Source organism: Actinophytocola sp. (genome assembly GCF_036402745.1).
GTDB lineage: Bacteria > Actinomycetota > Actinomycetes > Mycobacteriales > Pseudonocardiaceae > Actinophytocola.
This window is the reverse complement of the sequence record NZ_DASWSJ010000275.1, coordinates 1-10,260: the sequence shown is the minus strand read 5'-3', so window position 1 is coordinate 10,260 and position 10,260 is coordinate 1. Positions and strand designations below refer to the sequence as shown.

The window sequence follows — 10,260 nt, the reverse complement described above, 5'->3', positions numbered from 1 at the left end:
GCGACGTGCCGGGTGCGGCGCTCCCGGGGGTTGCCGGGGGCCGGACATAGACTGCGGGCTCAGCTGACGAGCGAGCCGAGGAGCGTCTGTGGCCGAGCCGAGTCCGTCGCCCAACGGGGCGGTGACCCTCGCGGGGCAGGTGCCGGTCGGGCTGGTGGTCGGGACCGTCGCGGCCAGTCCGCTCGAGTTCTCTGTCGGGGTGGCCGCCGACCAGTTCCTGCAGCTCGACGACGTCGTCGTCACGCGGCGCAAGCTCCCGGACGGCACCGAGATCCAGATCGCCGGCGTGGTCACCAACGTCGAGGCCGGGCACGAGGGGGCGCGCTTCGCCTCCGACGTCTTCCTCATCGAGCAGGGGGCGCTGCCCGCCGAGGTCAGCGAGGTCGCCGAGGTCACGGTCACCCGGGTCGAGCCGGAGATCTACGTGCCGCCGCGACCGGGCACGGCCGTCACCCGCGCCATGGGCGAGGAGCGCGACTCCGCCCTGTACTTCGACAAGATGGCCGACGCCAAGGTGCCCATCGGCCTCGGGCGGGACGGGCAGCCGGTCTACGCCAACTTCGACTTCATCGACGGCACCCGCGGCGGGCACGTGTCGATCTCCGGCGTGTCCGGCATCGCGACCAAGACCAGCTTCGCCACCTTCCTGCTGCACTCCATCTTCAACTCCGGCGTCCTGGCCGGCGAGGCGCACAACACCAAGGCGCTCATCTTCAGCGTCAAGGGCGAGGACCTGCTCTTCCTCGACTACACCAACTCCCGGCTCACCGACGAGTACCGGCAGAAGTACGGCCTCCTCGGCCTCCCGGCCACCTCGTTCCGCAACGTCCAGGTGTTCGCCCCGCCGCGCCCCGGCGACCCCAACGGCACCCCCGACGTCCGCGCCCGCGACAAGGCCGTCAGCCCCTTCTACTGGACCCTCGCCGAGTTCTGCGAGCAGGAGCTCCTGCCCTTCGTCTTCGCCGACGGGGAGGACGAGCGCAGCCAGTACACGATGCTCATCAGCCAGGTCGCCGCCCGCCTCAGGCGCGACTACTCCAAGGTCGGCACGGACGGCGCGGTCCAGATCGCCAACGTCGACCCCGGCCGCGGCGGCCAGCTGCGCAGCTTCGAGCAGCTCGTCGGACTCATCGAGGACGAGCTGCTCGACGAGGACACCCGCCGCGACTGGGTGGCCGGCAGCACGTCCACCGGCAGCGTCAACGCGTTCCTGCGCCGGCTGCGCTCGGCCGTCCGCCCGCTGGAGCGCATCATCCGGGCCGACCTCAAGGACCGCGGCAACCGCGCGCTCACCACGTCCGAGGCCCAGGTCACCGTCATCGACCTGCACAACCTGCCCGACCGGGCCCAGCGGTTCGTCGTCGGCGTGACCCTGCGCCAGGAGTTCCGCCGCAAGGAGGAGCAGGGCACCGCGCGCCCCCTGATGTTCATCGTCCTCGACGAGCTCAACAAGTACGCCCCGCGCGACGGCGACAGCCCCATCAAGCAGATCCTCCTCGACGTCGCCGAGCGCGGCCGCTCGCTCGGCGTCATCCTCATCGGCGCGCAGCAGACCGCCAGCGAGGTCGAGCGGCGCATCGTCGCCAACTGCTCCATCCGCGTCGCCGGCCGGCTCGACCCCGCCGAGGCGTCCCGGCCGGAGTACGGCTACCTGCCGGCCGCCCAGCGCCAGCGTGCAACGATCGCGAAGCCCGGCACGATGTTCGTGTCGCAGCCGGATATCCCGGTGCCGCTCGCCATCGAGTTCCCGTTCCCCGCGTGGGCCACCCGGCCCGCCGAGAAGGGCACGTGGACCGGCGTCGACACGGGCCCGGCCGCCCCGGCCGACCCGTTCGCGGGCATCGCTGGTGCGGACGAAGACGACGACCCGCCCCCGTTCTAGAGAAGGGCCGCATGAAGATCCTGCACACCGCCGACTGGCATGTCGGCAAGGTGCTGAAGAACCAGCCCCGCATCGACGAGCAGAAGGTCGTTCTCCGCGACCTGGTCCGGATCGCCAACGAGGAGGACGTGGACCTCGTCATCGTGGCCGGGGATCTGTTCGAGACCTCTGCGCCCAACTCGCAGGCACAGGGTCTGGTCATGCGGACCCTGATCAACCTACGGGCCGAGGGCCGCCACGTGGTGGTGCTGGCGGGCAACCACGACAACCAGAACCTGGTGAACGACGTGTACCGGCCGGTGCTCGGCGCGCTCGGCATGCATGTCATCGGCACGCCGAAGACCCCGGACAACGGCGGCACGATCACCCTGGACACGCGTTCCGGCGAGCGTGCCGTGGTCGCGGCGCTGCCGTTCCTGTCCCATCGGCTCGCGGTCCGCGCCGCCGAGGTCCTGCTGCACGAACCCGCACGGCACAACCAGGACTACGCCAACCGCATGCGGTCGATCATCGAGATGCTGTGCGCCGGGTTCACGAGCGACAGCGTCAACCTCGTCACCACACACGCGACGCTGCTCGGCGGCCGCTGGGGTGGCGGCGAGCGGGCGGTGCAGACGCTGCTGGGCTACGAGGTGCCGCCGGACACGTTCCCGGCGACCACGCACTACGCGGCGCTCGGTCACCTGCACCGGTACCAGCAGATCGGCGGCCCCTGCCCGATTGCCTACTCCGGCTCGCCGATCGCGCTGGACTTCGGCGAGGAGGACAACCAGGCGGTGGCGCTGATCGTGCACGCCACCCCGGACAGCCGGGCGCAGATCCGGCCGGTGCCGCTCAAGGGTGGCCGGTCGCTGGCCACCCTGCGCGGCACGCTCGACGAGGTCGTCGCCGCCGGTGCGGAGGCGGGCGACAGCTTCCTGCGGGTCATCCTCACGCAGAAGGCCAGTGCCGGGCTCGCCGACATGGTGCGGGAGAAACTGCCGAACACGCTCGACGTGCAGATCGACGAGAAGTTCCGCGCCCAGGCCGACGCCGGTGGCGCCGTGCGGACGCGGATCGGCCGCTCCCCGACCGACCTGTTCGCCGACTTCCTGGCGGAGAAGGAAGTCGAGGACCCACGGCTCGGCGCGATGTTCGCCGAGTTGCTCGAAGAGTCCACCGGAGGTCGTTGATGCGCCCGCTGCGCCTGATGTTCGAGGGCTTCGGCAGCTATCGCGAGAGCACCGACGTCCATCTGTCCGATGTGGACTTCTTCGTGCTCACCGGGCCCACCGGATCGGGCAAGAGCACGGTCATCGACGCGCTCTGCTTCGCCCTCTACGGCACGGTTCCGCGCTGGGGGAAGGGGAACGTCATCCGCAACGCGCTGGCGCCGTCCACCGCGGAGTGCAAGGTCGCCCTCGTCTTCGATGCGTCGGGTGGCCGGTACGCGGCGGTGCGGCTGCTGCGCCGGACCCCGCAAGGCAATGTGCAGACCAAGGAGGCGCGGCTCGACCGGCTCGATCCGAGTGTGCCGCCGGACGCGGACCTGGCCAAGATCATGGAGGCCGTCGCCGAGCCGATGGCCGAGGGCGACAAGGTCACCGGGGCGGTCAGTGAGCTGCTCGGCATCGGCTACGAGCAGTTCACCCAGTGTGTGGTGCTACCACAGGGGCGGTTCGCGGAGTTCCTGCAGGCCAAGCCGGGCGACCGGCAGGACCTGCTGATCCAGCTGCTGGCCTACGCGGTCTACGAGGACGTCGGGCAGCGGGCCCGCGAGCGCGCCAAGGTCGCCGCGAGCAAGCTCGACTCGGCGCAGAAGCGGCTCAACGAGCTGGGCACGGTCACCGACGAGGTCGTCGCCGCGGCCGAGCGGAAGGTCGCGGACCTCGACGACCTGGTGTCCACAGTGGACTCCGCAGTGGAGGAGATGGCCACCCTGCGGACGCGGTGGACCGAGGCGAACACCAAGGCCGGCCAGGCCCGCGAGCAGCTCTCCGACCTCGGCGCGCTGCGCCGGCCGGGTGACGTGGTGGACCTGTCCACCCGCCTCGCGGTGGCCGACGAGGAGGTCGGGCGCCGGCTCGAGGAGCGGGTCGCCGCGGAGAAGAAGGAGGCCGAGGCGGAGGCCGCGCGGGCCGACCTGCCGGAGCAAACCGTCCTCTCCCGCTGGCGGGACGCGCATGCCCGGTCGGCGACGCTGGCCGGCCGGCTGGAGCGGCTGCGCTCCGCCGCCGCGACGGCCGACGAGGCCGAGCATGGCTCGGCGGCCGAGTTCGCCGCCGCCGAGACGGCGCTCGCGGATGCCGAGGCCGCGCGGACCGCGGCCGACCGGGCGCACCGGGCGGTCGCGCTCGCCGCCGACCTCGCCGAGGGCGAGCCGTGCCCCGTGTGCCGCCAGCAGGTGCACGACCTGCCCCACCACGAGGTCCCGGCCGACCTCGACGCCGCGCGGGCCGCGGTCACGGCGGCCAAGGCGCAGGTCACCGCGCTGCGCCGGGCGCACGCCGAGGCGAGCAAGGCCGCCGCGGCGGCCCGCGCGGACGTGAGCTCCGCCGAGAAGCAGGCCGGTGACCACGCCGCCGAGCTGCGCGACGCCCCACCGGCGGCCGAGGTCGACGCCGCGCTGGGCAGGCGCGAGGCCGCCGACGCCGCGGCTGACCGCGCGCGGTCCGCGGCGAAGGTCGCCAGGACGGCCGTCGAGCGGGCCCAGCGCGACCGGGCCGAGCTGTCCGAGGAGGAGCAGCGGGCCTGGTCGGCGCTGCGGGCGGGCCGCGACAAGTTCGTCGCGCTGGGCGTCCCGCCGGTCGAGGGCACCGAGCTCGCCGCCGCGTGGCAGGTGCTGCTGACGTGGGCGGAGAAGCAGCGTGGGGAGCTGGCCGGCAGGGCCGCCGAGCTCGAGAAGGCCGAGCAGGACCTGCGGGCGCAGGGCGGCGCGGCGCGCGCGGAGCTCACCTCGCTGCTCGAGCGGCACGGCGTGGCGCTCGCCAGGGACGCGAAGCCGGACGTGGTGCTGGCCTCGCACCGGGAACGGTCGGCCCGCGACCTGGCCGACCTGGTCGAGAAGCGCACGCGGTCCGCCGCGCTCGCCGCGGAGCTGGCGAAGTGCCGGGAGGACGAGCAGGTCGCGCGGATGCTCGGCAACCTGCTCAAGTCCAACGGGTTCGAGGCGTGGCTGTGCGCCGAGGCGTTGGACTCGCTGGTCACCGAGGCGTCGGAGATCCTCATGCAGCTCTCCGGCGGGCAGTACGAGCTGCACCGCGCGGAGCGCAACGAGCTGGTGGTGGTCGACCACAACGACGCGGGCACGCAGCGGCCGGTCAACACGCTGTCCGGCGGCGAGACGTTCCAGGCCTCGCTGGCCCTCGCGCTCGCGCTGTCGCACCAGGTGGTCGGGCTGTCCGGGGGCAAGCGGGACCTCAACTCGATGTTCCTCGACGAGGGCTTCGGCACGCTGGACGAGTCCACATTGGACACAGTGGCGGCCACGCTGGAGCGGCTGGCCCAGGAGACCGACCGGATGGTGGGCATCGTCACCCACGTGCCGGCGCTGGCCGAGCGGGTGCCGGTGCAGTTCGCGGTGAGCAGGGACGGCGCGTCGTCGCGGCTGCGGCGGGTCGAGGTGTGATGGTGGCGGTATGACCTCGCTGCTGTCGCCGACCTCGTACACGGTCGACCCGTGGGATCCCGGCTACGGGGTGGCCCGTGGGGACGAGCTGGACGGTCGCGAGTCCTCGGCCCGGCTCGAGCTGGACCTGGAGCTGCCGGCCGCGCGGTGGCGGCCGCTGTCGCCGCGGGGTGGGGCGCTGCCCGGCTCGGTGCTGTTCCTCGACGGCGTGCGCCGGATCGACGCGCGGATCTGGGTGCACGGCGAGGAGCCGGAGCCGCTGCCCGGGGTCGTCGCGTCGCTCGCGGCGGGCCTGGTGTGCTGCGACGGGGTCGCGCGGATCCTCGACGTGGCGGTCGACCGCGGCCTGTACGCGGAGTCCGGCGGCGACATCGCGACCCGGCACGCGCGCTACACGTTCCGCCGCACCACCGGCGGCCTGGACAAGCTCACCCTCGGCGTGCAGCGGCGGCTGTCCGAGCTGGAGGTGGAGCTCGCCAACTCGTGGCGCCAGCACAGCAACGTCGAGGACGACCTGCTCGTCGTGGACGGTCCGCTGCGCGGGCGCACGCACCTGGCGCGGACCGTCGGGTACGTGAAGACGCACCAGAAGTCCTACCTGCAGCCCGAGCAGGCGGCGGTCGTCGCGGAGCTGGCGCCGGGGCAGCGGAGCCCGGTGTTCACGATGGGCACGTCCTGGGAGCGGCACTCGTGGTACCTGCGGCTGCCGGGTGCGTCGCGCGCGCCGTGGTCGGCGGTGGTGCGGCTGGAGTGCTCGGCCGACCTGCCGCCGGAGGACGCGGTCGCGCTGGCCGACGTCACCGCGCGGGTGCTGCCGGGGCTCGCCAGCTCGCCGCACAAGGACCCGCGGGCGCCGCAGAACCTGGTGCCGATCGGTGGCCTGGAACGGCAGCTGCGGCACCGCCTTGGCGATGCCGCGCTGCTGTACCGCTCGCTACGCGGCGCCCTGGCCGCTTAGGACCGTCGCCGGGGCGGCGGCCGGCGCGGGCCGCCACATCGCGACCGCCAGCCAGACGAGGCCCACGAGCATCAGCACCCCGTGCGCGATGCGGACCGGCGCCGGCGTGAAGAACTGCGGCAGGAACAACGCGAACCCGGCCGCGAACGCGATGGCGCTGTAGCGCGGCAGCACGCCGGACCGCCAGATCGCGACGGCCACGAGGATCGCGCCGGCGGCGAGGGTCAGCAGGCCGGCGCCGAACATCGTGACGGCCACGGGGTTGTAGCGGGCGGCCTCGGCGACCGCGAGCAGGCCGGTGCCCTTGGTGGCGGCGGCGTGCAGGCCGAAGTCCTCGGCGCCGTAGTAGGGCAGGGTGAGCCCGGCGCCGACCCACATGGTGACCGCGGGGGCGAGGCCGATCGCGTGGCGCAGGGACAGGAGCGCGATGGGCACGAGGACGAAGCCGAGCATGGCGAACAGGTGCGAGGCGACCCAGGCGCCGGAGGCCATCGCCGCGTGCGCACCGTCCACAGTGGTCTCGTCGGTCCACGGCCGGACGACCGGGTAGAGGAGGAACAGCACGCCGGCGACGGCTGACACGATGGCGCTGGGTCTGGACATGGGAGGTCTCCTTCAGGTTCGGGGCAGGCCGGCGAGGACGGTGTCGATGAGCTGGTCGTAGGTCTGGTCGAGGTCTTCGGGCAGGCCGAACCCGCCGCCGGCCTCGAGCGAGGCGAACCCGTGCGCGACGGCACGCAGGCAGCGGGTGGTGTGGACGGCCGCGGAGTCGGTGAGGCCGTAGCCGCGCAGGGTGGCGAAAACGACCTCGAGGAGCTTGCCCCCGGCGGCGGCGAGGCCGGGGTCGTGCAGCGGGTCGAGCGGCATGCTGGCGTAGCGGGCCGGGTACTCGGTGACGTAGTCGCGGTAGGCCCGCATGAGCGCGGACACGGCGTCGTCCCGGCTGCGCCCCAACACCGCGGCGGTGAAGCGCTCGGTCATCTCCTCCAGCACCCGGATGCCGAGCAGCACCCGAAGCTCCCCCAGCCCCGCGACGTGCTTGTACAGCGAGGGCGTGGCAACCCCGGTCCGCGCCGCGACGGCGGCGAGGGTGAGCCCGTCGCTGCCGTGCTCGTCGATCACCGCGAGCGCGGCGTCGACGACAACGGCGGCGGAGAGCCCGGCCCTAGGCACGAGAACTCCGGCGAATGTTCATAGCCGAAAAGCTAATGGCATTAGCCGGATGAGTCAAGGGCGTCGGTCCGGTGCCGGCAGGGTCCCGGGGCGCGCCCGGGGCAGCTGGATGTCGTGCGCCGGGACCTTGTCGATCTTCGCCTGGATGAGTGCGGCCCGCGTGGGGTCGCCGAGCCGGGCGCACAGGTCCGCGGCGTCCTGCCAGGCGGCGACCGCGTCCGGCAGGTCGGCGTTGGCGTACCGCACGTCGCCCAGCACCTCGTCGGCCTGCGCCTCGTACACGACGTTGCGCATCTGGCGGCAGACCGCGACGGCCCGGCGGGCGTAGCCGACCGCCGTCGCGGGATCGCCGCGGGCCTCGGCGAGCTCGGCGAGCTCGATGCACACCTTGGCGGTCACCCCGAGATCGACGTCCTCCACGATCGCGAGGGCTTGCTCGGTGTGCGCCGCCGCGGCCTGCAGGTCGCCGAGGTCCCGGTGCGCGGCGCCGATCATGGCCAGGCTGCTCCCGAGGGCCGGGTCGTCGCCGATCCGCTGGGCCAGCCACTTGGCCTCGTGCAGGTGCACCAGGGCCTCGCCGTGCTGCTCGATCGTCCGGTACGCCTCGCCCAGGCTGAGCCGGACCCAGCACTCGGCCTCCTGGTCGGCGATCCGCCGCACGATCGCCAGCGAGCGCAGGTACAGGTCCAGCCCCGCGGCCGGATCGCCGCGCACGATCTCCACCTTGCCCTGCTGGTGCAGTGTCGCGGCCACGCCGCGGTCGTTGCCCTCGGCCTCGAACAGCGGCATCGCCTCGGCGAGCCGGCGCCGGGCCGCGGCGTGCTCGCCGAGCGTCAGCCGGACCATGCCCAGCCCGAGAAGCGTGGACCCCTCGGCGAGGCGGTGCCCCGAGACCCGGGCGGCGGTCACCGCGAGCTCGCGGAGCGCGCAGCTGCTGGCGAAGTACCCCTTGCGATCGAAGTAGGTGGTCACCGGGTCGGCGAGCTGCCAGACCAGCTCGGCGAACCCCTGGTCCAAGGCGTAGCCGATCGCCGCCGTGAGGGTGGTGCGCTCCCGGTCGAACCAGCCACGGGCCGCCGCGACGTCGGCCAACGGCGCCGCCGTCACAGCCGGCAGCCCCTCCGGTGGCGGAGCCAGCGGCAGGCTGGGATACAGCGCCCCGACCGCGTCTCTGGCGGTGGTCAGGTAGAACGTCAGAATTCGGTGATCCGCGGCACTCCTGGACTCCGGGGATTCGTCGAGCTCCGCGCATTCCGTCGCGAATTCGCCGATCAGGTCGTGAAAGCGGAATCGGTCGAGCGTCTCTGGTTGCTCCAGCACATGCGAGCCGACCAAAACGTTGAGACTGTTGGTGGTATCCGAGCGGGTTCGGCCGTCGCACGCACACGCCGCGTCGATGCTGATGTCGGGCCCCGGATGTAAGGCGATTAATCGGAACAGTCGGCGTTCGGCGGGCCCCAACGCGAGATAGGACTGGGAGAAGAACGCACGCACCTTCGCCACGCCGTCGCCGTGCTCGCCGATGTCGGTGATCAGCTGGCGGCGGTCGAGGCTGTCGACGAAGCCCGACAGCTCCGCCGCGGGCGCGCGGGCGACATGGTCGGCCAGCAGGGTGATCGCCAGCGGCAGCCCGGCGCACAGCGCGATGACCTGTTCCCGGCGGTCCTGGTCGAGTCGCGCCGGGCCACCGAGCCGCCGGGACAGCAGATCCACGCCCTCGTCCGGCGTCATCGGTTCCACGCGGACACGCCGCGCACCGGTCGCCGCCGCGAGCGAGCCGAGCCGCAGCCGGCTCGTCACGAGCACCAGGCAGTTCGACAGCAGCCGGACCAGCCCGGCCACGTGCGCCGTGTCCCGCACGTTGTCCAGGATCACCAGCATGCGCCGGCCGGCGAGCACGCGACGCAGCAGCAGCTCCCGCGACCGGTGTTCCATCCGCGGATCCGACTCGTGCCCGAGCGCGATCAGGAAGTCATCGACCACTGTGGACGGCTCGACCCGGGCTGCGTCGCCGAACCCGTTGAGGTTGACGCAGAGCTCCCCGTCGGGGAACCGGTTCCGCGCGCGGTGGCCCCACCGGACGGCGAGCGCGGTCTTGCCGACGCCGGCCATCCCGTCGAGGATCACGACCCCGCTGGTGGCCTCGCCATCGGCCGTGGTGGTGGCCCTGTCGAGTGCGGCCAGCAGATCCTCCCGGCCGGCGAAGTCGGCGATGTCGTGCGGCAGCTGGCGTGGCCGGACCACCGGCTCCGGCTGGTGCCCCAGGTCCAGGCTCGGCGCGAACAGGCCGTTGTAGTGGGCCATCAGGTGGTCGGCTGCCTGCTGGTCGAACTCGGTGACGAAGTGCCGGCGCATGCCGAGGTAGTACGCGGTCGCCTCGCCGCCCCGGGCGACGTGGTGCAGGGTGGTCAGGCGCAACATCGCCAGCGACAGGTCGTGCGGGTGGTCGGCCTGGAGCTCATCCAGGCGTTCCAGGGCGTCGTCGTAGCGGTGGGTGGCCAGGAGGGCTTCCAGGAGGGCGAAGTTGGCCGGTAGCCAGGAGTTCTGCACGAACCGGGTGCGCCATGCATCTGCACGATCGCTTGCCAGGTCGGCCAGCGGGCGGCCGCGCCACAGGGTCAGGGCCTGCTCTGCCAGCTC

At 72.9% G+C, this 10,260-nt stretch carries 7 protein-coding genes; 4 read left to right on the top strand and 3 right to left on the bottom strand.

What is annotated here, in order from left to right; translation table 11 throughout:
* The first annotated feature begins 88 nt into the window (after positions 1–88).
* From VGD70_RS26105 to VGD70_RS26090, 4 genes are read left to right on the top strand one after another with little or no spacing between them, the layout of a single operon-like run.
* Positions 89–1,882, top strand: coding sequence for an ATP-binding protein (locus VGD70_RS26105; protein WP_331085819.1), 1,794 nt, complete (start codon positions 89–91; stop codon positions 1,880–1,882).
* An 11-nt stretch (positions 1,883–1,893) separates the two neighbouring features.
* The gene (locus tag VGD70_RS26100) at positions 1,894–3,054 is read left to right on the top strand and encodes an exonuclease SbcCD subunit D (protein WP_331085817.1); all 1,161 of its coding nucleotides are present in this window, start codon (positions 1,894–1,896) and stop codon (positions 3,052–3,054) included.
* Entirely contained in the window at positions 3,054–5,489 is a 2,436-nt protein-coding gene (locus VGD70_RS26095) for an SMC family ATPase (RefSeq protein WP_331085815.1), read from the top strand. The genes VGD70_RS26100 and VGD70_RS26095 overlap by 1 nt, the downstream gene beginning before the upstream one ends.
* A 10-nt stretch (positions 5,490–5,499) precedes the next feature.
* On the top strand, positions 5,500–6,447 hold the full coding sequence (locus VGD70_RS26090) for a DNA double-strand break repair nuclease NurA (protein WP_331085813.1): 948 nt from the start codon (positions 5,500–5,502) through the stop codon (positions 6,445–6,447).
* Here VGD70_RS26090 and VGD70_RS26085 read toward each other — a convergent pair.
* From VGD70_RS26085 to VGD70_RS26075, 3 genes are all read right to left on the bottom strand, one after another.
* Positions 6,424–7,050 carry a hypothetical protein gene (locus VGD70_RS26085; protein ID WP_331085812.1) on the bottom strand — a complete coding sequence of 209 codons (627 nt, stop codon included), beginning with the start codon at positions 7,048–7,050 and terminating at the stop codon, positions 6,424–6,426. The two genes, VGD70_RS26090 and VGD70_RS26085, sit on opposite strands and share 24 nt — an antisense overlap.
* Positions 7,051–7,062: 12 nt before the next feature.
* Positions 7,063–7,620, bottom strand: coding sequence for a TetR-like C-terminal domain-containing protein (locus tag VGD70_RS26080; RefSeq protein ID WP_331085810.1), 558 nt, complete (start codon positions 7,618–7,620; stop codon positions 7,063–7,065).
* Positions 7,621–7,674: 54 nt separating this feature from the next.
* Positions 7,675–10,260, bottom strand: a 2,586-nt coding sequence (locus tag VGD70_RS26075) for a tetratricopeptide repeat protein (RefSeq protein ID WP_331085808.1), incomplete at its 5' end; no start/stop codon positions are given.